This window comes from Vibrio sp. YT-19(2023) (assembly GCF_033337395.1).
The window spans coordinates 1-588 of the sequence record NZ_JAWOQN010000807.1; the positions used below are offsets into that span (position 1 = coordinate 1).

Annotated in this window: 1 protein-coding gene; it reads right to left on the bottom strand. The window is 47.3% G+C overall.

Going from position 1 to position 588, the window contains the following annotated elements; translation table 11 throughout:
* Positions 1-100: 100 nt before the first annotated feature.
* A partial coding sequence (locus R7E78_RS28565; protein WP_318058939.1) for an extracellular solute-binding protein occupies positions 101-588 on the bottom strand: 488 nt, incomplete at its 5' end.

The following is a 588-nucleotide window of genomic DNA, read 5'->3' on the forward strand; positions in this document are numbered from 1 at the left end:
TGTGCATCGATGACTTTCATCACTTCTCCAAAATAGGTACGTTGAGTTCCAATGTGGGGTTTAACTCATCAATCGAGAAATAAACCCCTACAGTTAACGCCTAATTAAGCAGCCAAGTATTGAACTCTTCATTCAACTCATCGGCATAATCAGACCACCATTCGTCGTTAATCAAAAACGCCGTTTTAAAGTTCTGAGGCGCGGTCGGCAGGTTCGCCAGAATCTCTGGGCTTACTTCTGCGGAAGAAGACTTACGAGTCGGGCCATACGCGACGTATTTAGCTTGATCTGCCAAAGGCTTAGTACCCGAAGAAAAAGCAATGAAATCGAGGGCAAGTTTGGTATTCGCGCTTCCTTTAGGAATAGCCCAGCCGTTCATGTAACCCATTTGGTGATCCCAAATGATGCGAAATGGTTGGCCTTCATCTTTACGCGCGTTGTGTATCCGGCCATTGAAAGCAGACGCGATTACCACTTCTTTATCTGCCAACATTTGTGGTGGCTGCGCACCTGTCGTCCACCAAAGCACTTGCGGTTTGATAGTGTCGAGTTTGGCAAAGGCGCGTGCTCGCCCCTCTTCAGTTTCTA